The sequence below is a fragment of the Leptolyngbya sp. FACHB-321 genome (genome assembly GCF_014695975.1).
In the GTDB taxonomy this organism is placed as follows: domain Bacteria; phylum Cyanobacteriota; class Cyanobacteriia; order Leptolyngbyales; family Leptolyngbyaceae; genus Stenomitos.
Window position 1 is genome coordinate 187173 of sequence record NZ_JACJPI010000081.1, and the last position, 22748, is coordinate 209920.

The 22748-nt window shown below is 50.4% G+C and carries 27 protein-coding genes; 13 read left to right on the plus strand and 14 right to left on the minus strand.

What is annotated here, in order from left to right; all coding sequences use genetic code 11:
- Positions 1-35: 35 nt before the first annotated feature.
- Positions 36-893 carry an ion transporter gene (locus H6F76_RS24260; protein ID WP_242036829.1) on the minus strand — a complete coding sequence of 286 codons (858 nt, stop codon included), beginning with the start codon at positions 891-893 and terminating at the stop codon, positions 36-38.
- Positions 894-997: 104 nt separating this feature from the next.
- Between H6F76_RS24260 and sipA the strand changes: the two genes are divergently transcribed.
- The 5 genes from sipA (at position 998) to H6F76_RS24285 (ending at position 5969) form a co-directional block, all read left to right on the plus strand.
- Positions 998-1222, plus strand: a complete 225-nt coding sequence (gene sipA, locus H6F76_RS24265; RefSeq protein ID WP_190512121.1) for a regulatory protein SipA — start codon at positions 998-1000, stop codon at positions 1220-1222.
- Between the two features lie 268 nt (positions 1223-1490).
- Positions 1491-2801 carry a pentapeptide repeat-containing protein gene (locus H6F76_RS24270; protein ID WP_190512122.1) on the plus strand — a complete coding sequence of 437 codons (1311 nt, stop codon included), beginning with the start codon at positions 1491-1493 and terminating at the stop codon, positions 2799-2801.
- 197 nt (positions 2802-2998) lie between these two features.
- Positions 2999-3646 (plus strand): TVP38/TMEM64 family protein, encoded by a 648-nt coding sequence (locus H6F76_RS24275; protein ID WP_190512340.1) that lies wholly within the window; start codon positions 2999-3001, stop codon positions 3644-3646.
- A gap of 2 nt (positions 3647-3648) precedes the next feature.
- Positions 3649-4638, plus strand: a complete 990-nt coding sequence (locus tag H6F76_RS24280; RefSeq protein ID WP_190512123.1) for a glycosyltransferase family 2 protein — start codon at positions 3649-3651, stop codon at positions 4636-4638.
- Positions 4639-4883: 245 nt separating this feature from the next.
- Positions 4884-5969 (plus strand): DRTGG domain-containing protein, encoded by a 1086-nt coding sequence (locus H6F76_RS24285; RefSeq protein ID WP_190512342.1) that lies wholly within the window; start codon positions 4884-4886, stop codon positions 5967-5969.
- An 83-nt stretch (positions 5970-6052) separates the two neighbouring features.
- On the opposite strand, the gene H6F76_RS24290 is transcribed toward H6F76_RS24285, so the two are convergent.
- The 7 genes from H6F76_RS24290 to H6F76_RS24320 form a co-directional block, all read right to left on the minus strand.
- A complete protein-coding gene (locus H6F76_RS24290) occupies positions 6053-6754 on the minus strand; it encodes a response regulator (protein WP_190512124.1) in 702 nt (233 codons plus the stop codon).
- 9 nt (positions 6755-6763) lie between these two features.
- A complete protein-coding gene (gene ftsE, locus H6F76_RS24295; RefSeq protein WP_190453853.1) occupies positions 6764-7528 on the minus strand; it encodes a cell division ATP-binding protein FtsE in 765 nt (254 codons plus the stop codon).
- 211 nt (positions 7529-7739) lie between these two features.
- Complete coding sequence (locus H6F76_RS24300) at positions 7740-8018, minus strand: hypothetical protein (protein WP_190512125.1); 279 nt, start codon at positions 8016-8018, stop codon at positions 7740-7742.
- A gap of 472 nt (positions 8019-8490) precedes the next feature.
- On the minus strand, positions 8491-9252 hold the full coding sequence (locus tag H6F76_RS24305) for a WecB/TagA/CpsF family glycosyltransferase (protein WP_190512126.1): 762 nt from the start codon (positions 9250-9252) through the stop codon (positions 8491-8493).
- Between the two features lie 176 nt (positions 9253-9428).
- Complete coding sequence (gene bioB / locus H6F76_RS24310) at positions 9429-10406, minus strand: biotin synthase BioB (RefSeq protein ID WP_190512127.1); 978 nt, start codon at positions 10404-10406, stop codon at positions 9429-9431.
- 62 nt (positions 10407-10468) lie between these two features.
- The gene (locus H6F76_RS24315; RefSeq protein WP_190512128.1) at positions 10469-11293 is read right to left on the minus strand and encodes an NAD-dependent epimerase/dehydratase family protein; all 825 of its coding nucleotides are present in this window, start codon (positions 11291-11293) and stop codon (positions 10469-10471) included.
- Positions 11294-11427: 134 nt separating this feature from the next.
- Positions 11428-12033: a rhomboid family intramembrane serine protease gene (locus tag H6F76_RS24320; RefSeq protein ID WP_190453837.1), complete on the minus strand. Its 606-nt coding sequence runs from the start codon at positions 12031-12033 to the stop codon at positions 11428-11430.
- 194 nt (positions 12034-12227) lie between these two features.
- Between H6F76_RS24320 and H6F76_RS24325 the strand changes: the two genes are divergently transcribed.
- The 3 genes from H6F76_RS24325 to H6F76_RS24335 all read left to right on the plus strand — a co-directional run bounded on the left by H6F76_RS24325 (position 12228) and on the right by H6F76_RS24335 (position 14243).
- Positions 12228-12461, plus strand: a complete 234-nt coding sequence (locus H6F76_RS24325) for a hypothetical protein (RefSeq protein WP_190512130.1) — start codon at positions 12228-12230, stop codon at positions 12459-12461.
- An 80-nt stretch (positions 12462-12541) separates the two neighbouring features.
- Positions 12542-13216 (plus strand): CIA30 family protein, encoded by a 675-nt coding sequence (locus H6F76_RS24330; protein ID WP_190512132.1) that lies wholly within the window; start codon positions 12542-12544, stop codon positions 13214-13216.
- Positions 13217-13373: 157 nt separating this feature from the next.
- Positions 13374-14243 (plus strand): alpha/beta hydrolase, encoded by an 870-nt coding sequence (locus H6F76_RS24335; protein ID WP_190512134.1) that lies wholly within the window; start codon positions 13374-13376, stop codon positions 14241-14243.
- 144 nt (positions 14244-14387) lie between these two features.
- On the opposite strand, the gene H6F76_RS24340 is transcribed toward H6F76_RS24335, so the two are convergent.
- Positions 14388-14483 (minus strand): photosystem II reaction center protein Ycf12, encoded by a 96-nt coding sequence (locus tag H6F76_RS24340; RefSeq protein ID WP_190453822.1) that lies wholly within the window; start codon positions 14481-14483, stop codon positions 14388-14390.
- A 342-nt stretch (positions 14484-14825) separates the two neighbouring features.
- Between H6F76_RS24340 and H6F76_RS24345 the strand changes: the two genes are divergently transcribed.
- The 5 genes from H6F76_RS24345 (at position 14826) to gshB (ending at position 17605) form a co-directional block, all read left to right on the plus strand.
- Positions 14826-15200: a YkgJ family cysteine cluster protein gene (locus H6F76_RS24345; RefSeq protein WP_190512136.1), complete on the plus strand. Its 375-nt coding sequence runs from the start codon at positions 14826-14828 to the stop codon at positions 15198-15200.
- A 61-nt stretch (positions 15201-15261) separates the two neighbouring features.
- Positions 15262-15771 carry a TMEM165/GDT1 family protein gene (locus tag H6F76_RS31180; RefSeq protein ID WP_347276110.1) on the plus strand — a complete coding sequence of 170 codons (510 nt, stop codon included), beginning with the start codon at positions 15262-15264 and terminating at the stop codon, positions 15769-15771.
- An 87-nt stretch (positions 15772-15858) separates the two neighbouring features.
- On the plus strand, positions 15859-16164 hold the full coding sequence (locus tag H6F76_RS24355; protein ID WP_190512138.1) for a TMEM165/GDT1 family protein: 306 nt from the start codon (positions 15859-15861) through the stop codon (positions 16162-16164).
- Positions 16165-16231: 67 nt separating this feature from the next.
- Entirely contained in the window at positions 16232-16495 is a 264-nt protein-coding gene (gene grxC / locus H6F76_RS24360; RefSeq protein WP_190512141.1) for a glutaredoxin 3, read from the plus strand.
- Between the two features lie 111 nt (positions 16496-16606).
- Positions 16607-17605 carry a glutathione synthase gene (gene gshB / locus H6F76_RS24365; protein ID WP_190512143.1) on the plus strand — a complete coding sequence of 333 codons (999 nt, stop codon included), beginning with the start codon at positions 16607-16609 and terminating at the stop codon, positions 17603-17605.
- A 267-nt stretch (positions 17606-17872) separates the two neighbouring features.
- Here the strand turns inward: gshB and H6F76_RS24370 are convergent, their stop codons facing one another.
- The 5 genes from H6F76_RS24370 to H6F76_RS24390 form a co-directional block, all read right to left on the minus strand.
- Complete coding sequence (locus H6F76_RS24370) at positions 17873-18466, minus strand: GIY-YIG nuclease family protein (RefSeq protein WP_190512144.1); 594 nt, start codon at positions 18464-18466, stop codon at positions 17873-17875.
- 270 nt (positions 18467-18736) lie between these two features.
- Complete coding sequence (locus H6F76_RS24375) at positions 18737-19117, minus strand: STAS domain-containing protein (protein ID WP_190453800.1); 381 nt, start codon at positions 19115-19117, stop codon at positions 18737-18739.
- Between the two features lie 249 nt (positions 19118-19366).
- Positions 19367-20422 (minus strand): oxygen-dependent coproporphyrinogen oxidase, encoded by a 1056-nt coding sequence (gene hemF / locus H6F76_RS24380; RefSeq protein WP_190512146.1) that lies wholly within the window; start codon positions 20420-20422, stop codon positions 19367-19369.
- Positions 20423-20644: 222 nt separating this feature from the next.
- Positions 20645-21097, minus strand: coding sequence for a pre-16S rRNA-processing nuclease YqgF (locus H6F76_RS24385; protein WP_190512346.1), 453 nt, complete (start codon positions 21095-21097; stop codon positions 20645-20647).
- A gap of 53 nt (positions 21098-21150) precedes the next feature.
- The gene (locus tag H6F76_RS24390; RefSeq protein WP_190512148.1) at positions 21151-22557 is read right to left on the minus strand and encodes a DUF3084 domain-containing protein; all 1407 of its coding nucleotides are present in this window, start codon (positions 22555-22557) and stop codon (positions 21151-21153) included.
- Positions 22558-22748 lie beyond the last annotated feature (191 nt).

Sequence of the window (22748 nt, forward strand, 5' to 3'; positions counted from 1 at the left end):
CTTTGATTGCCAATTAAAAGTATAGGCAAGGAGCCTTAAGGCTCGGATCTAGGCATTGCTAGCGCGATCGCTTCTAGCTTCATCCCACAGTGCTTACAAAAAACGGCATCGGCATCATGGAGCGCTAGCTGGCAGTTTGTACAAGTTCTCTGTACCTGATTGGCAGTTTTTACCAGCCGCTTCACTAAATCGCCCAACTGCCAGGGAATAAGCGCAATGCCCGTTAAAATCATGAGCACGGTTAAGAGGCGACCCGCTTCTGAGATAGGCGTGACATCACCAAAACCCACCGTCGTCATCGTGGCAACCGAAAAATAAACGGCATCAAGAAATGTCCGAAAGGCTTGAGCATTCGCTGGATGCTCGACCTGATAAATTAGCCCAGAAAAAACGAAAATGATAATAAACAGCGTCAAAAAGATACGAGCGAAAATGGCGCTGTCTTCTGTCGTGACATAACCAAAGATCGTTCTACCTTCGATAAAGCGAAGGAGCCGTAGAATCCTAAACCAGCGGAAAACACGAATAAAGCTGAGATTAAAAATGCCAATTAAAAGTGGCAAAATTGCTAGCAGATCAATCAGAGAAAGAAGATTGAAGCAAAAGCGGATCTTGTTTTCAGCACACCAAAAGCGCAGCAGATATTCGATCGCAAAAATGACCAGAATGCTTTTGTCGATCGCATCTAACGTCAGCCGTAGTAGCTCTGGAATCGGATACGTCTGGGCAACGAAAATGGCTGACGACAGCAGCACCAAACCTGTAACACTTAAATTAATCGCCTTGCCAATCGGCGTTTCAATGTCGTCCAGGTAAAAGCTGATTTTTTGCTGTAGCGACATGGAACTAAGCAGCAGGTGAGAGGCGGCAGATGTGTTGGAGCGTTTGAGCATTATATCGTTCACTTTAAGCCTTTCGGGTTTACTCTAGCTGCTTGGCAAGGGTTAAGATGCGGTTGTTGGTCTGTCAGGCTAACTCATAAAGATGGTCTAAATGTATGTCCCAAAAGATCTCGATGGGCGATCGCGTTCGTCTCGTTGCTCTTCCTAGCTTCATCAAGACGGCTGATCCCATGCCAATGTTGCGTCCTCCGACAGTGCTATCGATCGGTGCAGAAGGCGTTGTCGTCAACCAGCGTCCTGGCAACTATTGGAGCGTACGCTTTGCTAATGGCACCTTTTTACTCGAGCCGCAGTATTTGCAACCGATCGGTATTGAGTAGTAACCAACAGCAATATTGGCAAACTGCCCTACCTTGCAGTGATTGGCGATTGCCTCTTCTTGACGGCTCAAACCATGACTAGCAGGCTGTTGGTCCTTGATTGCCACCCTGTCGCTTTCACTTTCATAATTGGCATTATGGGCGCAGAACGGTTTGAACTCTAAGCCTATGGTGAGAAAGTTGTCTTGTGGGCGGTGGCTTATCAAGTTGAAGTGATTCAATAGAGAAGAGTGCAACGGCAATTTGCCTGTCGTTTAGAAGTGTGACGATGACTCCCAACGCTCCTGATTCAAATGTGCCACTGAACGAGACGGCTCGTGCTGAGGGCGACGGTCTAGCCACCAGCAACGGTAATGGCTTGGGTCATAGTGCTGCGTCCCCTGTCAATGTTTCTGCGGTGAATCAGTCGGTGCCATCGCTTCTCCCGTCTGTTGTCCCTGGTCCGATCGCGCAGTCCAATCTTTTTGAGTCACCTCGCCGCGTGTCCTCTACCGCGATCGTGCTGGGTGCAACGGCTGTAATGGTCGTGGGTTTGGTGTTTAATCTAAGTTGGTTGGGGTTTATCGGTGCCACGATCGCCCTAGTTACGTCTTTTCGTGTGCTTTGGCTTCCGTTTCTGCGTCCTTTTATTAGTGAGCTGTTCTCCAGTCAGGAAGTTGCGGTGCCGATCGCCTTCGTGGGTGGCTTTATTGCCCTGGTTACGCTATTAAAGTTTATTGGGGTCGATCGCTGGTTTGGCGGTTTGCTGGCTCAGGCAAACTGGGATGCGGTCGGCGCTCTGGGTGAAGTGTTTGGTGCGGTCGGACAAATTTTGATTGCGCTGTTGGCGGTTTACATTGCGTGGCGACAGTACGTGATCGAAAAGGACCTGACCATTCAGCAAAACCTCATTACGCAACAGCAGACGATCGACAGCTTTTTTCAAGGTATTTCTGACCTGGTGCTGGATGAAGACGGCTTGCTAGAAGACTGGCCGCAGGAACGTGCGATTGCAGAAGGACGCACTGCCGCTATTCTCAGTAGCGTTGATGGCGGCGGCAAAGCCAAAATTATTCGCTTTCTCAGTCGTGCCCGCCTACTAAGTCCGCTAAAACGCGACCAACGGCTGGGGCGGGCAATTTTGGATGGTACGGGTGGCTATGAAGAAGATCGCGTGTACGGCGTGCGGGTGATTGATCTGGGTGTAATGCTAGCAGGAGCCGTCCTATCAAATTCCGATCTACGCTGGACTGACTTGAGTGAAACAAACCTGATTCGCGCTGACCTGAGCGGCTGCGATCTGGTTAGAACTAACTTTTCCGGTACGATTCTCTGTCAGGCAAGTTTGCGTGGCTCGGACTTAAACGGCACCCGTTTCTTCTACGGCAAAGCGGCAACAGCTAGCCCCCGTAGCAAAACTGAACTGCCCGATTACCGCACCGGAGCCTATACCGGGGCTGTAGTGGAAAATGCTGATTTCACAGGCGCTGTCCATATGTCTCAAGAACAGCGCGAATATTGTTGTGCTTGGGGAGGTGCCAAAACTCGCAGTTCGATTCCGGGTGGCTGTGAGGGCATTCCAAATAAGCTAGGGCAATAGGGGCAGCGGCTTTGAGCAGATGCTGTGCGTCTAGTAGGTGCCAGGTGTAGAGTAAGTGGACGTGAGCGTTAGGCTAGCGATCGCCTGACAACACACCTTCGCTCTTTTGTTTTTTCAGCCTTCTCAGCCTAAACCTTGTGCGGCACTTAAAAATCAGCAGAATCAGCCTTCTCCTTACCGTTGGCGGCATTGCGGCAATGGCTTTGATACTGTCTGTGCTGGGACGCATTGACATCGTGCAACTTCAGGGATGGTTGCAATCGGCGGGCGTTTGGGCACCGCTGCTTTACATTCTGCTGTATACGATCGCGACCGTTTTCATTTTGCCTTCGACGCCGCTAAATCTATTGGGTGGGGCACTGTTTGGTCCCTGGCTAGGGACGCTGTGGACAAGTGTGGCAGCGATGATTGCCGCGATCGCCACTTTTGCCTTTACCCGTACTATCGGACGTAAGGCGATCGCTCGTAAACTGTCTGGACGCTGGCAAACACTGGATGTCGAAATTCGTCGAGGCGGTCTGTTCTACATGATTGCGATCCGTTTGGTGCCGTTTATGCCCTACGGGTTACTCAACTTTGCGGCGGGGCTTACCTCTGTCAGCTACCGTGATTATTTGCTTGGTACGCTGCTCGGCACGACTCCTGGCATTTTGCCCTATGTGTTGCTGGGTAGTTCTGGTCTAAGAGCCGTCCGCACAGGTGACTTGCTGCCCTTAGTAGGAGCGTTGGCTCTGACTGGTATCCTGATTGGAGGTTCCACCTGGTACCGTCGGCGACGCTCTTCGCGTGCAGCCAGTCCGCCACCTGATGCGCCCTCAAAGCGACTTGATCCGCAGGATAGATAACTATGCAGCCTACCTATTCGTTCATCGTGCCCGTCTTTAATGAGGAAGCCACGCTACCGGAACTGTATCGCCGTTTGAGTGTGGTGATGGACAGTATGGATGGTGCTGTCGAGCTAGTTTTGGTGGATGACGGCAGCAGCGATCGCTCACTGGCAATGATGCGTGAGCTACACGATCGCGATCACCGCGTTTGCTACCTCAGCTTTGCCCGTAACTTTGGGCATCAGATTGCGGTCACTGCGGGACTGAATTTTGTCCGTGGGCAGGCAATCGTGGTGCTGGATGCTGATTTACAAGACCCGCCCGAACTGATTCCTGACCTGGCAGACGAGTGGCGACGGGGCTATGAAGTGGTTTATGCCCAACGAGTGCAGCGCCATCGGGAGGGCTGGTTTAAGCGCCTGACGGCATATGTTTTCTATCGGTTGCTGCGCCAGCTTGCGGATGTTGATATTCCAACCGATACGGGCGACTTTTGCCTGATGGATCGGCGCGTCGTGGATGCCCTCAATGCTATGCCAGAGCGAAATCGGTACATTCGAGGGCTACGATCGTGGTTAGGCTTTCGGCAAATTGCGATTCCGTTTGAGCGCGACGCTCGCTTTGCGGGTGAGGTAAAGTATACGTTCCGTAAATCGCTATCACTGGCGATTGATGGCTTGGTGTCATTCTCTAAAATCCCTCTTCGCATTTCCACCTACGTAGGGCTATTTGCGGCAGTGATGGCGATCGTAATGGCGGCTCTAGTACTCTACTGGCGCTTTTTCTCACCTGTTTCACCGCTTACCGGCTATGCCACGATCGCTGTTGCCATCTTTTTCTTAGGAGCCGTGCAGCTTTTTAGCATTGGTATTCTGGGTGAATACATTGGACGCATTTACGAAGAAGTCAAAAATCGTCCTGTTTATATTCTGAGAGAAGTGAATGGGTTTGAGCCTGTTGCTGCTAGACAAGGAGTGCCCACTAGTTGGAATGCGTCAGCCCGACCCTGATGCAAACTTGCCAGGAGATGCATAATTTACAGTGTGGGATATGCGGATATGAGAGGATGAATTGCTCGATACAATAGCAATTGCTTTCTGATCGATGCTAGTAGAAGCGTTGCTAAATAGCAGGATGTTTTTCGTCCTTGCTACTCTTTTAGGACAGCGCTTTGTTCAGGAACGCTATGAGTGGGTTGGCGCGATCGGGCAGCAGTATAGATTCAGCAGTACAGATTATCGTAGGGAGTGAGAGTGTGCCAAAAGCCGCCAGATACTTATTAATTGGATCGACCGAAGCCTATAGCGGCAAGTCCGCAACGGTGCTTGGCATTGCTCATTACTTAAAAGCACAAGGGCTAGATTTGGGCTATGGTAAGCCGCTAGGAACCTGCTGGAGCAAAGACGCAACCAGCATTGAAGAAGATGTACAGTTTGTTGCTGATGTGCTCCACTTGCCCGCCGATCGCCTGCAACCAACCATTTTGGCGCTGGATGAGCCGACGATTCAAAGGCGCATTCGAGGTGACGATCGCGTTGACTATCCGCAGGCGCTCAAAAAATATCTTCAAATGCGGGGTCCCGATCTGGTACTGCTCGAAGGTCCAGCGAATCTGGAGGAAGGCAGCCTGTTTGACCTCTCGTTGCGGCAGGTGGCAGAAGGTGTGAATGCCAGAATTTTGTTGGTGGCACGCTTTCACTCACTGCTGATTGTCGGCGCACTCATTTCTGCAAGACGACGCTTGGGCGATCGACTTCTGGGTGTGTTGATCAGTGACATTCCTGAAGACCGTTTTGAAGAAGTCAAAACAACTGTACAACCGTACTTAGAAGAGCGGGGTATTCCAGTTTTTGGGCTGCTACCGCGCAGCGCTTTACTGCGTAGTGTCAGCGTAGGTGAACTGGTCAGCCAGCTTAAAGCCGAGGTGCTGTGTCGTGGCGATCGGTTGGATCTAATGGTCGAAAGCCTCAGCATTGGCGCGATGAACGTCAATTCAGCGCTGAAGTATTTTCGCAAAGGGCGCAATATGGCGGTGGTTACTGGGGGCGATCGCACCGACATTCAGCTTGCCGCGCTGGAAACCTCCACTCAATGCCTGATCTTGACTGGACAAATGCCTCCTTCACCAGCCATTCTCAATCGTGCTGAAGATCTAGAGATTCCTATTCTGTCAGTTGATTTAGATACACTGACAACCGTTGAGATTGTCGATCGTGCCTTTGGTAAAGTGCGCGTCAAGGAACCCGTTAAAGTCGAGTACATCTGCAACTCAATGGCAGAAAATTTTGATGCTGCACGGTTGATGACAGAACTGGGGCTAGAACCTGCGGTGACGGTATGAGAGTGGGAAGTGTGAAAAGGTGAATGACTGAAGAGGGAGCTTTTGCCAGCCGTCTTTCTAATTCACCCTTTATCTCTTCCTCCTCACCGTTGTTGCACTGCCATCGTCACAAGACTAAATAACTCCTGCGGATCGCCAGTACTGCCGAAGGCTCCCTGTTCGCGTGCTTCAAACTTTAAGCGGGCTTCATTCGAGCTACCGTAGACGATGACGGGTGTCTTGACACCGAGGCGCTGCAACTCCTGAAGCAGCAGATAGCCCGCCGAGTTGGTGCCTGTTTGCCGCATATCAGAAACGATCGCGTGATACGGCATAAGCCGAATTTTTTCTAGTGCGTCCTGTACCGATGGGCAGATGGTAAACGCAATGCCGAGTGCCTCAAGCGATCGGATTTCGTGGGCATTGTCTGCGGGATGATCGTCAACCCAGAGCACTGAGGCAGTGGCAAGCTGTTGGGCTACTTTGGGCTTCATCGTTTGGCTTACCACTGTAGCGATTTCCTTTGCTTCGTTGGCACCTGGAAGCTGGGGTTGATTATGCGTTGCGTCGCCCGATTTGATAGCGGCGGCTGACCCTAACAACACACCTGCTTCAATGCGCCGTTTTGCTGTTGCTTCTAAACCGGATGCACCGGCTCTAAAGGTGAATTCGCCTAGGTTGTTGACGAAATTCCGTAGTGGCGCACCAAAGTAAACCAGGATGAAGAGAATCAGCAGTTGCCAGCTTAGTGCCTGCACCAGTGAAATCAGCACTTGTAGCAATTTGGTCAGGTCGTCGATCGTCATCAGCGTTTGCTAGCCTTTCGGGCGATAAAGGTAGCCGTTGCGAAGCTGCACTGCTGGATGGTTGGAGAGGCGAATCAAGCTTTCATCATGGGTTGTGACGATCACGGTAATGCCCACTGAATTTAGCTTTTTGAGAATTTTGATGACCTGCCAGGAGTTTTCTGGATCAAGGTTTCCGGTTGGTTCATCTGCTAGCAAGATGGGTGGTGTGCCTACGATCGCCCGTGCAATGCTGACGCGCTGCTGTTCTCCACCCGACAACTGCTCTGGAAAGCAATTTGCTTTATGCGTTAAACCCACCATTTTGAGGGCGGGCTGCAAGCGACGATGAATTTCTTTGCGCGGTAGCCCTTGTGCCCAGAGGACAAACGCTACGTTTTCCAGCACGGTACGACGGGGAATGAGCTTGTAGTCCTGAAAGACAATACCAATACGACGGCGCAGTTGAGACAGACGATCGCCTCGTAATGTTGTTAGATCATAGCCGTCTACCCTTACATCACCATCATTGACACGTTCTTCGCCGTACAGCAGCTTCAGCAGTGTTGATTTCCCAGAGCCAGACGGACCTGTGATGAACAAGAAATCGCCCCGCTTAATTTCCAGGTTGAGATTTACCAGTGCCTGACTGCCGTTGTCATAGGTCTTGGTTACTCCTTGCAGCGTGATGATCGCATCTCGCAGCGTGGCACGATCGCCCCCATTGGCAGGGCTGGTATGGGCTGTGGGGATGGCACTACCTCTGGTAGCTTGACCGTTCAAAACCTGAGTCATATGCTATCAACACTCGCAGAATCCACCTATTACACCACAAAAGTCAAAGGATTGGGCTTTCTCATTGATAGTCCGTAATGCCTAAACCGTGGTGAATGATCTCTGAGCGTTCACTCTAAAGTCTCTGAATTCTATGGAAAGAACAGTAGGTTTGCACCATTGCCCTGTGTCCTTGTTGGTATAGCATGATGCAAAAACTCAGTAGTCCAGATTAATCCAGGTAATCCTGGTCTAGGTGTGTCAAATCATGGTACGCGCTAATCCAGGGTCTGATCTTTGTTTGCCACTTTTCCCGATCGCCGGGTTGTAATTGTTCTGCCTGCGTAATCTGACGATAGGCTTCAATATCTGATGATCGATCCGTTGTTTTCACTAGCTTGCCCTGCTCAAAGGTCAGTTCGTAGACGGTTTGATAGCGCGTAGAAGGGTATGTGCCTCGGTATGGAAGTAAAGCCGGTTTGCCATTATCAAGCACGACGCTAATTGTCATCTCTTCTCCAACGAAGCCGTCACAAAGCAGTAGGCTACCTGTAAAGGGTACTGGTTGACTGCATGTATTAGTCATGAAAGACCATGTTTCAAGGCTTACAGTTGTAGTCCTGGTGATGAGTTCGCGGCTAGTACTGAAGAAGCTAGTTCTTCTGGTGTACGAGTTAAGGACAGTGATCGTAGGTCTCTGCCCCAAAATGCTAGGTGCTGCTATATGGGCTGTTGACGAGTCTTTTTCTAAGACAAGAGCGAGCCTGATTAGAAAAAGCGAAGCCCTCACGATCGTGTAGGTGCAGCGACAGCGACACTCCAAATGCTGAGGGACGATCGTCGGTCTAAGCCCCTGTCTTGTAGGATCGATTAAGCCTGATCCAATCTTGCCTGAGAGTATATAGGTGTGTCCCTGGTAAAGCACTAGATCGCTGTGCTGAATGTCTTCCAGTTCAACCACTGTATTTTCCATTGGCTACTTTCTAAGCATGCCCTTGCGTCACCCGATACACTAGCGATCGCCAGGCAAATTGGGGTAACGCTAGCATCCGTCGCCAGCGCCAAGGTTCTTGATACAGGCGATAAACCCATTCCAAATGATTGTCGCGCAGCCACCCAGGAGCGCGAGTTTTGACGCCTGCCCAGATATCGAAACTGCCACCCACGCCAATCCAAATTGCGTTGGGGCAAAGGTGACGATGTTCAGCGATCCAAAACTCCTGTCGGGGCACACCCAAGCCAACGAGAATGAGTCGAGGCTGAGTCTCCTTTAGCATTTGTAGAAAGCGTGGAGTGTCGTCGGCAGTGAGGTAACCGTGCTGGGTGATGGCGATCGCCAATCCAGGCATTCGCGCCTGCAACTTTTCTGCCGCTTGCTGCGTGACTCCTGGTTTCCCGCCAAAGAAGGCGACCGTACCGAGCGAGGGCGATCGTCCAAACTCGCGCAGCAGTAATTCTGCCAGTTCAATCCCCGGACAGCGTTGCGTCGATCGACCATACAGCTTCAGATACAGCACAATCCCCGCACCATCAGGAATCACCAGATCCGCTTGCCGAATGATGGTTGCTAACGGCAGATTTTGCTCGGCTGCCATCGTCATTTCCGCATTCAACGTCACCACATGACAGCCCTGTTGCTGCTGTGCACATGAAACCAGCCACCCGGCATAATCATTTAGCAAATGAACAGGCAAACCCAATACTGCAAACGGCTCTGGTGCTTCTAATGGAACAAACTTCTGCACAATGCTGCCTCACGCACTTAGAGATAATTTTCAAACACTAGATTTTACCGTAGAAGTTGTTTGCATCAGGCAGGTTTAACTTTTGGGTTTTGACTTCTTCTATCGCTACTGCCCCTGCTTTGCTTGTCGCGTTTACAACGTTATACTCCTGAGTTTTCGCCTTCAGCCCTCAGCCTTTATCCCATCTCCTTCGGCACCATGCCCAGCCGCTGCAACAACTGTTCATCCTGTGTGGTTTCAGGGTTTGGAGTGGTTAACAGCACTGGTCCTGTGAAGATAGAATTAGCTCCCGCTAACAGGCATAGCGCTTGCAGTTCATCGCTCATTTGCAAGCGTCCGGCAGAGAGGCGAACGATCGCCTGTGGAAACAAAATCCGCGTGGTCGCCACCATCCGCACTAGCTCGATGGCATCCACAGGGGGCGTATCTTTGAGCGGCGTTCCGGCAACAGGCACCAGACAATTGATGGGAATCGACTCTGGCACCGGATCAAGCTCTGCCAGTGCTGCTAAAAGGGCGAGGCGATCGCTGACCGATTCACCCATGCCAAGAATGCCACCGCAGCAAACCGAAATACCAGCGGCGCTAACGGCTTGAATGGTTTCCAGGCGATCTTGATAGGTGCGCGTGGTAATCACCTTGCCGTAGTAATCCGGTGAGGTATCGAGATTGTGGTTGTATGCCGTCAGTCCCGCTTCTTTCAAACGTTTCGCTTGATGGGGTTTGAGCATTCCCAACGTGCAGCAGACTTCCAACTCCAGTGCCGCAACCTGACGCACCATTTCTAGCACTCGCTCAAATTGGGCACCATCCTTCACCTCTCGCCAGGCAGCACCCATGCAAAAGCGGGTCGATCCATGTGCCTTCGCGGCTTTCGCTTCAGCCAGCACCGTTTCAATATCGGCTAATGGCTGTGGCTCTAGCTCTGTTTTATTGTGAACGCTTTGAGAACAGTAGGCGCAGTCTTCAGGACACAGCCCCGTTTTGATATTGCAAAGGGTACAAAGCTGCACCGCGTTGGGATTGTGATGCTCTCGATGGACTTGCTGCGCCTTAAAAAGTAAATCGGGCAAAGGTTGGTGATAAAGGCGATCGATCCGGTCATGCAGCGTCTCTGCGGCAGCATTTAAGGGGTTAGACAGCGCTGTAGTCATAAAAAATCCTATACATTCCTGTAAGGACGGTGTAATGTCCCTACGCGATCGCTTTCGTTAGATTACACCGTCTCCAGGATCTGTGGATAGAGAAATTGATAGCCTGCCTCGCGCAGCTTTTGATTCGACACTCTAGCGTTATACGGGCGAGTGCTAGACTGCGACACATTCCACGTCACGTTGGGCAACCCGTGAGTCGCAAACAGCCGCTCTAGCAAGACTCCTGTTGTAGTTGGCACCGTCCCTACCAGGTTGTAGACTCCCGTTAATGACTGCTGCCGCGCAAAGTCGATCGCGCCCACAATGTCATCCAGATGTACCCAGTTGGCGGCATCCTCTCCGTTTCCTGGTCGTGTAGTGCCTGCTGCTCGCCCAAAAATTTTGGTCAACTCGCGCCCCGGACCATAGATACCACCCAAACGCAAAACGCAAACCTTAAGCACATCACTGGCAGCAAGCAAAATTTGCTCTGTCTCTGCTAGAAGCTCACCATTACGGTTTGCAGGCACAATGTCTGAAGTCTCATCGACCCAACCACCTTGCCGATCGCCATACACCGCATAACTGCCCGTATAAATTACCTGCTGCACTGTTGGAGCATCTTTGAGCGCTGCTACCAATGTTTTTGCCGTTTGCAGATAGGTTTCCTCATAGGCATTCGCATTTGGCGCACCGATACTGAGTAGGACGATCGCTTGATCTTGAAGGAGCGATCGCACTCCTGCCTCATCGTTTCCTTTCACCACTTGCACCCGCTGTGCTACTGACTCTAGGTCAGCCACGCGATCAGGCGTTGTCGTCGTTGCCGTTACTGTCAACGTCGATCGCCACCGTTGAGCAACCGCTTTGCCCACATAGCCACAGCCAATAATTGTTGCGTTTGTCAAAAGCGTTACCAGTTATTCAAAAGGCAGAAGGATGAAGGCAAAAGGCAGAAGATAACGGCTGTATGAACTCAAAGCGTCTTTTGCTTCCCCTGCCTCCTTGCTTCCCCTACTCCCTACTCCCTACTCCCCATTCCCTAAACTCCCGACACTTTCCGCTTCGGTGTTAGCAGTCGTGCTGCCAGCACACCACCCAAAAAGCCGAAGAGATGCCCTTCCCAGGAAATGCCCATCTGTGTGGGTAGTACACCCCAAAGGAGGCTGCCGTAAAGGGTGCCGACAAAGAGCGACATGGCGATCGACGTCATGCTGCGCTCAAAATAACCCCTTGCTAACAGGTAGCCCAGATACCCGAAGACCACGCCACTCGCGCCAATGTGGATTGCAGAAGAGCCAAACATCCAGGTGCCTAAACCGCTGACAAAGGCAGAGACAAGGCTCACCCAAAAGAAATCGCTGGTTTCGCGCAGCATAATCAGCCAACCCAGCACCAGAAACGGCACCGTGTTGCCAATGAGGTGTGCAAAGTTGCCATGCAAAAAGGGCGCAAACAGAATGCCTCGCAAACCAACAACATTACGTGGATAAATGCCGTAAATATCCAGCGTTTGGCGAAGCCCCGCCCGAAACACAAACTGATCAAGAATCTCGACTGCCCACATTACGACAACCAAGCCGCCCAAAATCCAAAGCTGAGTCTTGATCTCCTGGGCAATTGCCTTTTCTTCGCCGCTACTGCTCATGCTCTGCCTCTTGCGTCATACGTCTGTAAGTATTCTCGATCGATCTACACCCGTAGCCAACTACTCTCCGCTATTGTACAAACTCTGCCCAACGATCGCTGTGCTTACAAAACACTCTAGATAGTGATGGCACTGGAAAAAGGGCAGTTGAGTTGATTATCGTGTGTACAGCGATTAATCTCTGAGGCATACACATGGCAGGTGAACCAACCGTTACGCTTACGATCGCCTTTAACGACCTGGAACTGGACAGCGAGGAACTAGAAGCACAAGCCCAAAACCTGCTGGCAAATCATTTGCTCACACTACGTTTCTCGATGATCCACCACTGGCTAGGCAAGTTCTTTACCGAAACGCATAAGCGGATCCTAGAAAAACTGTATGCCCTGCTTTTTTGCTGCCGTGATCGCCTTTACCCCAGAGGCTGAGGACACGGACAGACGATCGGTCATAGTAGAGTGGTAAGCATTCTGTCACCGTTTGTGTGATTGATTTAAAGGTGTTCAAAATGTCTCAGCGCGATCGCCAAATGTGGGATGCCGGACGCTTTTGGCAAACCCTCACTTACTTTGAAACAATTCCTGTTGTTAGCTGGTTCCAAAAAATGGTGTTTGGCTCAACTCCGCTTCCCAATCTGCAACCCCAAGCCGATGTGTTGTTTGACTTTCGCCAACCCAATGCTGCCCTTAACCAAACGTGGGGTGCCCTTGATGATGTTGTTATGGGTGGGGTGAGCAACAGTTCCTTTCAGCTAAACGAAGGGGCAGCAAGCTTTAGCGGCATCGTCTCGACCGCTAATTCTGGCGGCTTTGCCTCCGCTCGTACTCGTAATTTTGAGCCACCGCTAAACTTAGCTGCTTATACAGGTGTGGCACTGCGGGTTAAAGGCGATGGACAGCGCTACAAGCTACTACTGCGTGACGAAGATAGCTGGGATAGCCTTGCCTATGCTTATTCGTTTGACACGATCGCCCAGGAGTGGGTGACGATTCAAATTCCCTTCGTGCAGATGGTGCCGGTATTTCGGGCTAAAACTCAGCCCACGGCGCGATCGCTTAACTCGGCTCAGATTCGCTCCTTGCAACTGATGTTGAGCAAGTTTGAATATGACGGAGCATTGAATCCGCACTTTACACCTGGCGCGTTTTGCTTGCGTGTCGAGGCGATCGAGGTTTACAAATAGCCTCAAGGCACTGCATCCATTCCAGGCATGAAAAAGAGCCAGAAGCCAGAACGTTTCTGTAGGCTCTTATTCCAATCCGTTAGTGTTAATCCACTTAAACTAGGGCTGACTTAGCTCAGCAAATTAACGGCACTGGGATTAAATAGGAGCACAATTATTGGCACTTGATACCGATCGAACCCGCCCGCATGACAGTCTCAGACTGCTTTTGCTGGGTAAATTTTCTGTGGGGCGAGTGGTGCGATCAGTCCTTTTCATTTACCTGGCGCTCGGTGCTTATGCCTTCTTTTTTGCTGATCGCCAGATCTTTCAACCGCAGCCTTCGAGCTATCAGGACGATCGGACAACGCTCAAGCTTGCCAGCGCCCCCAATATACAAATCTCTGCCGTCTATCTACCTCACCCCAAGGCAACCTACACTATCCTTTACAGCCACGGTAACGCCGAAGACCTGGGAGATATTCGTCCGCGTCTGACACAGATCCAGGCGATCGGTGTGAATGTTTTTGCCTATGACTATCGGGGCTATGGCACTAGCCAGGGTAGTGCTTCCGAACAGGCTGCTTATCAAGATATTGACGCTGCCTACCGCTACCTCACGACAACGCTAAAGCAGCCACCCAACCGCATCATTGCCTATGGGCGATCGGTGGGCAGCGGTCCTAGCATTGATTTGGCGACCCGTCAGGCTGTGGCTGGGTTAGTGGTTGAAAGCGGCTTCAAATCTACATTTCGGGTGCTTACCCATGTCCCTCTTTTTCCCTTCGACAAGTTTCCCAATATCAACAAAATTGGTGCTGTTCCTTGTCCTATGCTCTTCATTCACGGCACTCGCGATCGCACAATTCCGCTTCAGCATGGGCAAGCACTCTTCGATCGTGCCAATCAACCTAAGACATTTCTCATAGTGGACGGTGCAGACCATAACGATGTCGAGCAAGTTGCCGGAGAGCGCTATACTCAGGCACTACGAACCTTCATCCAAACACTTGATCAGGCTGCACCATACCCAAAAAACTCTCAATAAAAAAGCCCGACGTGAATCGGGCTAGTCACTACTCTCTCATATCCGAAAAACGTTCAGGCAAGTACAGCGTTAAAGCAACTGACACGACTCATTTACAACGTGTGCAGTCAAAAAGCAGGTACTTGCAGAAAGAAAGCTGTTGCTCTAGAGATCGCCACCACTAGCTGCCAGCAGAAAAATTACAACAGGACCAGCGATAACGACCGCGGCTAACATCGCAAGCTGAATGATCGATTCCATGTCCTTACTCCCTATCAGTCACTAAAATAAACTTGATGCGCGGACGTAACTTTTCCGCAACAACCAAATCTTATCTGGCTGCTTATGCCAGTTCTAAGAAAGTTAACAAAAGTTAAAATAGCAATCAAGCTTGAATCGGTGCACTCTCAGGCGCTCGAACCGTTAAGCTCGACGAAGGGCTATGTGGATAGATTGAGTTGTCAACCGTCAGCCTCAACTCCGCACTCAAAACGTGCCAACCTCGAAACGTTCTAACATAAATAGAGGGACGCAAAACCTTACTTTTAGCCATCTTTAGGTACACAAGCCCTCCTTACTCTTCTCCCCTTACCCCTCACTCTCATGCCAACTTGGCGCTGTGTAAAGCAGTGTGGTGCCTGTTGCCACCTAGACCCAACCGATCGACCCGATTTAGAAGACTACCTTTTACCCACAGAACTGGCGCTTTACCTGAGCATGGTTGGTGATGATGGCTGGTGTGTGCACTTTGACAAAGCCACCCGCGAATGCAGCGTTTACAACGATCGCCCCCGCTTTTGTCGCGTTGAACCAGACGTTTTTCAAGATCTGTTTGGGGTGGAACCAACTGAACTGAACGACTTTGCGATCGCTTGCTGCCAAGAGCAGATTGAAGGTGTCTATGGCGATCGCAGTCTGGAGCAACTCCGCTTCGAGCGTGAGGTTGGCATCGGACCCATTAGCAACATTGACCTTTAGCAATAAGTTGAAGATAATGAAAAGAAAATGAAAGCCAATTCCTTTTCTTTTTAGAGTTGCCGTGGAAGTTTCATCGTCTGCTGTTGACATCACTCCTTTGCTAGAAACGACTCATCTGGTTAAACCGTTTAGCAAAGCTTATCTTTTGACGGAACCAGTATTGATCGAACCAGAACCGTTGCCAAAGACTGAAGGCACGCCCCATCATCAACTGACTGGCAGCACGATCGCGCCGACTGTTGCCCCTTCTGCGGTGGCTGCACCCTCGTCGATCGCTAAAGATGGTGCCAACTCCCAATGGAAAGTGTTTGGCACTACCTTTATCACGATCTTTTTGGCTGAGTTGGGCGACAAAACTCAGGTGGCGACGCTCCTGATGTCTGCTGAGTCTCATGCGCCGTGGATTGTGTTTACAGGGGCTGCTGCTGCTTTAGTGACAACAAGCCTGCTTGGTGTTCTCGTTGGTCAATGGCTATCATCCCGCGTCTCGCCCAAAACGCTCGATACCGCTGCTGGCATCATGTTGGCGTTCCTCTCCCTCTGGCTCTTTCTGGATGTTATGAGGATGTAGGGAAGGATTGCGACATGGATTGAAACTCAAAACTTAAAACTTAGAACTCAAAACTTAGAACTCAAAACTCAGAACTTAAAACTTTCTATGGATTGGCATCTTTTAGGCATCAGCTTTATCACGGTTTTTCTGTCGGAGTTGGGCGACAAAAGCCAACTAGCAGCGATCGCCCTCAGCGGCAACTCAAAAGCGCCTCGCACCATCTTTTTTGGCACGGCTGCTGCTCTTTTATTGGCAAGTCTGCTGGGTGTCTTCGTTGGCGAAGGTACTGCTTACTTTCTACCAGCGCGTCTGGTCAAGCTTACAGCAGCACTTGGGTTTGCAATGATGGCAATTCGGCTCCTGTTGCCCAAGTCAGATGCTTCTGAAACGTTAGAACGTGTTCCCGAATAGGCTTAGTCTCTACGTTTTTCATCTTCACGCCCTAAAATGAAGACTGAACGCTGGAGTTGAGAAACCTATGGCTGCTAACGTCGAGATTTATACCTGGAGTACTTGCCCCTTCTGCATTCGGGCAAAAGCACTGCTCGATCGCAAAGGTGTCGAGTACACCGAATATTGCATTGATGGCGATGAACCAGCGAGAAGTAAGATGTCTCAACGCGCAAACGGTCGACGTTCTGTACCGCAGATCTTTATTAATGATCAACACATCGGTGGGTGTGATGATATGACAGCGTTGAATGCACAGGGCAAGCTCGATTCACTCCTACAAGCTAGCTAAACGGCAAGCTAGCTAAACTTGTTACCGTTTCCAGCCTACAGTCCGCCTACTAACCACGGCTCGACTAATGCTGCCATCTGAATCATTGACCACTGACAAAGGTTAAACCCTGTGAAATTTGCATTCATCATCGACCCGATCCAGCGACTTGACCCTGGGCACGATACCAGCGTTGCCTTAATGGAAGCCGCACAGGTGCTCGGGCACGAAGTCTGGATAACGCAGGCAGCACAACTGAGTGTTGTGGACGGCAAAGCCTTGGCACCGTTAGAGCGTGTTGACCTTACACCAGTAACACTTGTTGAGGGTCTGTGGAGCGCGGCTAATCCCTGGTTTAAGGTGAGTGATCGCGCCCTCTTACCATTAGAGGCAATGGATGCCGTTTTTATGCGGACTGATCCGCCTGTGACAGTGCCTTACCTTTACGCCACGTATATTTTGGACTATATCGATCCTGCTAAAACGTTGGTGGTCAACTCTCCCGCAGGCATTCGAGCCGCCAACGAAAAAATGTACGCGCTGCAATTTGCTGATGCGATTCCAGAAACAATTGTGAGCCAGGATAAGCAGGTGATCCGGCAGTTTGTGGAGCGCAAAGGCGTGGCAGTTTTGAAGCCCCTGGGTGGCAAGGCAGGAGAAGGCATTCTCATCTTGGAAGCGGGCGATCGCAACATTAATTCACTGGTCGAAATTAGTACCAATCAGGGGCAAGTCCCTGTGATGGTGCAAACCTATTTGCCAGAAGCAAAAGATGGCGACAAACGCATTATTTTGCTGGATGGTGAACCAATCGGGGCTGTCAACCGGATTCCAACTGGCAACGAATTTCGGGGCAATATGGCAGTAGGCGGCAGAGTTGCTCAAACCACCATCACCGAAAGAGAGCTTAAAATCTGCGCTCAACTTGCGCCCACGCTGCAACGTGATGGTCTGGCGTTTGTTGGCATTGATATTATTGGCGGCTACCTGACCGAAGTGAATGTCACTAGCCCTACAGGTATCCGTGAGATCGATCGTCTGGACGACATTCGCTTGGGGCAACAGGTTATCGAGTGGGTTGTCCGCACTCAACAGGCTAGTAATAAAGCGGTCGCAAAAACGCTGGCGTAAATGCTGCTTAGGCAGCCGAAATTTGCGCGATCGCTGTTGATGTATTCTTTAAGCCCCAAAACGAATCACCTCTCAAAACAAGATGGACAGCAACAAGCCCCCCGTTGCTGTCCATCTCGCTTGTCTCTTGGTGTTGGTGTCTAAGTGACCCAACCTGTTTCTACGGTAGCGAGCGGAAGAGACAAATAGGTAAAGTCGCTATAAAGGGAGGCTAGAAACACGTAAGGCTTTTGTGTCTTTTGCTACTAACTGCTCCTATGTCTGGCGCTAACTAATGCCTGTGCCTGTAAACGGAGTGCCCCAAAAAGCCCAGTTTTCCTTATTGAATGGCGACCGCCACTTAGAAATCAGTGCAGACTCTAAGCGTTGGCGATCACGGGTCTGCGTTGGTGCCAATGACCAAAACGCGATACCTAGCAAGGTTTCGAGCTGATTTTGGTAATGAACCTGCCGATAGTTCAGCAGATAACGCTTGCAATCATGTTCGCCTTTCCATCGCTGTCCAGATTTCACCGTCTCGCCAACGTAGAGCAGAATTGGCAGCGTGTAGTCAATGACAAAGTAAAGTGCTGCTACACCATGATCGCTCGCTTTCCAGCGCCAGAATTCTGTATTCTGCTGCGACAAGCTAAACGGATCAAGACTATCTGGGTCTGCCTTCGGAGCAGGCGCGTCAAATAACGTGCCTTGCTGTAAGGGTGGCGAGATCGTCACCTGCTGCTGATAGTGAAAAAGCCGCTGTTTCCATGTCTGCAAGGCTTCAGCGCTAATTTTCAACCCTTCTGCTGGCTGGGTAGCGTAGCCCAACGTCTTTTGCTCAGACACTGAAAAAAGCGAAAGCTGCTCACGATACTTTGTCAAATCAACTGCTACCTATAGCGTTCTTCTTGTTAAGGGTACGCTACTAGTGAAAAAAAGGCACGCAAAGCGCCAAATTTACGTCAAAGTAGGAGCCTTCGCTACACAAGGAAAATTTGAAAAGCTCCTTTTTCGTTAGAGTATGCCTATTTCCCAAAGAGAGTTCTGCAAAGCCATTGCTACGATCGCTCTGCTTAACAGTACGCAAACGAAAACAGACTGCCCAAATTAAAGCAGTCTGCGGCTGTATGATTCCCAGCAAAACAAGTTAACCTAACTCGCAATGCCTCTCGGTACGCCTTCTAGTGCCTCTTGCTCAGTTTCAAAAATCTCAAACACCGAGTCCATCATCGTCACTTCAAACACTAACTTCGCTTCAGGATGGACGTTGCAAATGCGGAAGCTGCCGCGTACTTTGTCGGCATCGCGCATTCCAGCAACAAGCGATGTTAATCCAGAGCTATCAATAAAGTTAACCTGACCCAGATTGACGACTACATGGTGGCTGAGCTTAGAAATAGATTCCTGTAGCTTTAACCGAAACTGCCATGCCGTTGTAATGTCAAGCCGCCCCGTAGGCGTTAAAACGATGACAATCGTCCCGTCTTGGGTCGTATGGGTTTTTTGCTCCATGTGAATTGATTTTTGCTCCATAGGGAACACTTACCCTCTCCTAAGAACGGTGGTTATGTTGGCGATTTTAACCGAAGCTTTGCGCTGTGTCTCGACGATCAAGGTCTGTATCAAGCTACATAACCCCTTCAAGCAATAGTTCCCTAGAGAAAGGCAATAACATCGCCCTTTAAGCATGACCTGACACACATTACAGGCGTAAACGAGTTAAGTGTGACCATCACACAGCTTGCAATATGGGTGCAAAAAATATCCTACCAGTAGTTTATCCTAGACTTCTTGGGATGGTAATGTCCAGTTGACCCAATCTTGTGGTTTCAAGAAGGTTTCGTAGAGGGTAGCTTCTGGAGTGTTGGGTTCTGGGGTATAGCCATATTCCCAACGTACAAGCGGGGGCAGCGACATCAGAATCGACTCAGTGCGTCCGTTAGTCTGCAAGCCAAAGATGGTGCCCCGATCGTACACGAGGTTAAATTCGACGTAGCGTCCACGCCGATAAAGTTGAAAATTGCGTTCACGTTCGCCATATTCGTGTGAACGCCGCCGTTCAACAATTGGCAAATAAGCAGGCAAAAAGGCTGTACCGCAGCTTTGGATAAAACCAAAGAGATCGTCCCAGTTGCGGTTATGGACTGTACCAACAGACTGGCTATGGCGAGCTGCTGCCGTATCGCTTTGAGAACCGGGGTAAGCAACTGGGTAGAGAATGCCCTGCGTATCTTGGTAGTCAAAGAAAATACCGCCAACGCCACGTGTCTCCTGACGATGCTTCAAGTAGAAGTATTCGTCGCACCAGAGCTTGAATGTGGGGTAATACTCTGGATGGTGGCGATCGCACGCTTGCTTCAGCGTTTGGTGGAAGTGAACCACGTCTTCCGCAAAGGGATAGTAGGGTGTGAGATCAATCCCCCCTCCAAACCACCAAACAGGACCAGCTTCAAAGTAGCGATAGTTGAGGTGAACTGTGGGGATGTAGGGATTGCGTGGATGTAAGACCATCGACGTGCCCGTGGCATAAAACTCATAGCCTCTGGCTTCGGGGCGCTGCATGACGATCGAGGGCGGCAGATCTTTGCCCCATACTTCCGAAAAATTGACGCCACCCTGCTCAAAAACGTCGCCTTCTCGCATCACGCGCGATCGACCACCACCGCCATCTTCACGTACCCAGCTATCTTCCTGAAACGTTCCTTTGCCATCAACTTGTGCTAAACCCTGACAAATCTGATCTTGCAAGCTGCGAAGAAACTGGCTGACGCGCTCGCGCGAATCGGAGGGTGGAAGCGTGGTCGAGGTCGCCGACTCAGAGGTGGAAAAAGCAGTCATAGTCAATTTCGATCGCTCTAAATGCTTTCTTAGCGTACCGTGAATTGTACCTGTAACCAAGACAGTTGAAGATGTGTGAATTAGTGTGAAGGAAAGCGGGAGAAGGATGAAGCGGTGGAAGGGCAAAGAGCAAAGAGTGGAAGGGAAAGCAAAGAGGTTTTTGAGTTCATTCTGTCCTCTGCCTCTACCTTTCGCCTTCTGTCTTCTACCTGCCTTCCCCGCTCAGTTCACTAAGCGCTCTAAGTACCGCTCAATTAACAAAATGGCAACGATGTCGTCGATTGGGCGTGGGATGGTACGAAATGATTGGGGAATGAGACTGGTTAGCCCCTGAGCTGGGTACATTTGCCAGTAACGATCACGGGCTTCTAGGCTGCTGTGTCGTTCATCCACCATGATGATGCGAAGTGGATCGGTGAAAGCCTGACCGAGTTTTTGCTTCCAGTCTTTGGCAGTGGTTTGGTCGCCCATAATCAGCAGTGAAATCGGAAATTGGCGACGCAGTGCTTGAATGGTGTCGATCGCTGTCTCTGCTTCAACGACTTGATGGTAGCGCAACGTGCGATCGACACCAAGCACAGCTAGACCACATTTGCGTCGCCCTGGATCAAAGCCCAAGATCACGGGTTGGTCAGACGCAGGTGGTTCAGTTGGCGCAGAGGAGCTAGAGTGCATGGCATTGTGGAACGACAGAAGAACATCAAAGCAGAGCATTGCAGCACTAGGCGTTAGGGTTTTTGCCTATCAGTCGTTGGTGTATCAGTCGTTGATGTACCAGTCGTCGGTGTATCAGTCGTTGGTGTATCAGTTGTCGGTGTTAAGTTTTTCGTGCGGAGTATCACTCGCCCGTTTTGAACGGCAACTAACTCAAGGTTAAGTGGTCCAGCCGTATAGATTACGTCTGCGGCAACTGCCTTTAACTCAACTGTTTGTTTGTACTGCTTTAACTGCTCAACAAAGGTAATGACATCTTGAATGCGCCCGATTTGCACCGAATCAGCTAAAATTCCGAGGTTGCGAGCACGGAAATTAGCACTGGCAAGGAGTTGGTTGATTCGCTGTTGAAGCTCAGCATCGGGTGTCGCTGATGGATTAAGTGAGGTGCCAGCCACAACGTCCCCAGCTAAAAAAACAACCCGATTACGCACGGCATCGGCAAAAACCTGAATCAACTTTTCACCTACCAGGTAGTTTGCGCTTGAGTAGATGCGAACAATGTAATCTTGTCCATCATCAATTTGTTCAATTAGTTGTTTAACCTCGGCATTCGTAATTTGCACTACTTGTTCGGAGGCTCCTGGTCGCACGGAGCGAAGCGCTGCCTGGTTTGCCTCTCGTAAGATTTGATCAACCGCTTGTTTGGCGGTCGCTGAGTTTGTTGTCCGAATGGCGACAGACGCAAGCACTTGACCACGCTGAATCGCAACATTGCCGATGCGTAAGCCCTCTGCCGTTAACCGCAACCGTTGGACATCTTGGACTAACGCTTCTTGCTGCTGTTCAAGGTCTTTAAGGCGGGCTTCACGCTGTTGAATGATCTGGTCTCTTGCTCGCACTTCTTGTTCACGTTGGCCAATGACCTGATCGCGCTGTGCCTGCAATTGGCTAATTTCTGACCGCAGTCGGAGTGCCTGTTGTGAGACGATCGTCAGCCGACTTTGGGTGCTGCTAAGTGCAGCCTGCGTTTTGGCTGTTTCTGCCTGGGCACGCGATCGCTCAGTGATCGCCCCTTTTAGTGATTGATTGGTCTCGGTCAGTTGCTTCTTTGCCGTGGTCAGTTGCTTCTTTGCCGCTTCGCGATCGGTACGCGATTTTGTTAGTTCGCTCTCAACTTGCCCTTTCTGGCTTCTAGCTTGCTCTAGCTCAGTGCGAGTATTTCGCAAACGGCGTTGAATAGTGCCAAGCTCAAAAAGACCGGTTCGCAGTTGGTTGCTGGCAGCAATCAAAACCCCTAGCGTAGAAGCTGAAATGAGAATACCCGTCATGATAGTAACAAGCGTGGCGGTCTTTCGAGGACGCAGCTTGAATAAACTAAGGCGAGCTTTGCCCACACGAGTACCGATGCGATCGCCCAATGTGGCAATTACCGCACCAAGTATCAGCACTGCCACAATCAGAATTTCGCCGCCGGACACACTTATACTCCCACAAGCCCCACTTCTACAGCACTATGAAGCTGTTGGGACGAATTCACATACAGCGTACCTTAACTCGTTAAATTCTGTAGCGCGTTGTGAAATTCGTAACTGTGAAAGATGTGAGGAGCAAGAAGTGAGGAGGAAGGTGATCATGAGGTAAAGCAATGAGGGTTACAAGGCTTAAACAA

Bases quoted from the DNA above. Each gene is read 5' to 3' on its own strand.
- H6F76_RS24260 (WP_242036829.1), bottom strand. From the start codon at position 893: ATGCTCAAACGCTCCAACACATCTGCCGCCTCTCACCTGCTGCTTAGT.
- sipA (WP_190512121.1), top strand. From the start codon at position 998: ATGTCCCAAAAGATCTCGATGGGCGATCGCGTTCGTCTCGTTGCTCTT.
- H6F76_RS24270 (WP_190512122.1), top strand. From the start codon at position 1,491: ATGACTCCCAACGCTCCTGATTCAAATGTGCCACTGAACGAGACGGCT.
- H6F76_RS24275 (WP_190512340.1), top strand. From the start codon at position 2,999: ATGGCTTTGATACTGTCTGTGCTGGGACGCATTGACATCGTGCAACTT.
- H6F76_RS24280 (WP_190512123.1), top strand. From the start codon at position 3,649: ATGCAGCCTACCTATTCGTTCATCGTGCCCGTCTTTAATGAGGAAGCC.
- H6F76_RS24290 (WP_190512124.1), bottom strand. From the start codon at position 6,754: ATGACGATCGACGACCTGACCAAATTGCTACAAGTGCTGATTTCACTG.
- ftsE (WP_190453853.1), bottom strand. From the start codon at position 7,528: ATGACTCAGGTTTTGAACGGTCAAGCTACCAGAGGTAGTGCCATCCCC.
- H6F76_RS24300 (WP_190512125.1), bottom strand. From the start codon at position 8,018: ATGACAATTAGCGTCGTGCTTGATAATGGCAAACCGGCTTTACTTCCA.
- bioB (WP_190512127.1), bottom strand. From the start codon at position 10,406: ATGACTACAGCGCTGTCTAACCCCTTAAATGCTGCCGCAGAGACGCTG.
- H6F76_RS24320 (WP_190453837.1), bottom strand. From the start codon at position 12,033: ATGAGCAGTAGCGGCGAAGAAAAGGCAATTGCCCAGGAGATCAAGACT.
- H6F76_RS24325 (WP_190512130.1), top strand. From the start codon at position 12,228: ATGGCAGGTGAACCAACCGTTACGCTTACGATCGCCTTTAACGACCTG.
- H6F76_RS24330 (WP_190512132.1), top strand. From the start codon at position 12,542: ATGTCTCAGCGCGATCGCCAAATGTGGGATGCCGGACGCTTTTGGCAA.
- H6F76_RS24340 (WP_190453822.1), bottom strand. From the start codon at position 14,483: ATGGAATCGATCATTCAGCTTGCGATGTTAGCCGCGGTCGTTATCGCT.
- H6F76_RS24345 (WP_190512136.1), top strand. From the start codon at position 14,826: ATGCCAACTTGGCGCTGTGTAAAGCAGTGTGGTGCCTGTTGCCACCTA.
- H6F76_RS24355 (WP_190512138.1), top strand. From the start codon at position 15,859: ATGGATTGGCATCTTTTAGGCATCAGCTTTATCACGGTTTTTCTGTCG.
- grxC (WP_190512141.1), top strand. From the start codon at position 16,232: ATGGCTGCTAACGTCGAGATTTATACCTGGAGTACTTGCCCCTTCTGC.
- H6F76_RS24375 (WP_190453800.1), bottom strand. From the start codon at position 19,117: ATGGAGCAAAAATCAATTCACATGGAGCAAAAAACCCATACGACCCAA.
- hemF (WP_190512146.1), bottom strand. From the start codon at position 20,422: ATGACTGCTTTTTCCACCTCTGAGTCGGCGACCTCGACCACGCTTCCA.
- H6F76_RS24385 (WP_190512346.1), bottom strand. From the start codon at position 21,097: ATGCACTCTAGCTCCTCTGCGCCAACTGAACCACCTGCGTCTGACCAA.